Here is a 303-nt window from a genome sequence, read left to right as displayed (position 1 = left end):
TGTAAGTCTTTATATGACTCACTAGTGAGCTTAATTTTGTCTTTAAAGTGAGAAATGGCTTCCTTGAATTTAACAAGGTCGCCATATTGTGGAGCTGGTAATGCCATATTAGTGCTCTTTTAACGACTGTTGAATGTCTTGAATTTCGTTTCTACGTGAATTATCACGGCTATTACCAAAGAAAAAATTCAATATTGACGCTACAACGGTGCCTAAAATAAAGCCTAAAATGGTGTCTGCAAAGCGTGTTGCGGTATCTGGAATAGTTAAAAACGTTATACACCCTATGTATATAACGGTTGC

At 36.3% G+C, this 303-nt stretch carries 1 pseudogene; it reads right to left on the bottom strand.

Annotated features, from left to right (window positions below):
* Nucleotides 1–108: 108 nt before the first annotated feature.
* A pseudogene (locus H5187_RS24160) lies at nucleotides 109–303 on the bottom strand (hypothetical protein); the annotation flags it as partial.

This window comes from Pseudoalteromonas sp. SG44-1, assembly GCF_014164315.1.
Lineage (GTDB): Bacteria > Pseudomonadota > Gammaproteobacteria > Enterobacterales > Alteromonadaceae > Pseudoalteromonas > Pseudoalteromonas rhizosphaerae.
Note: the sequence above shows the minus strand (reverse complement) of the source record. Positions and strands in the feature narration are given on the sequence as shown.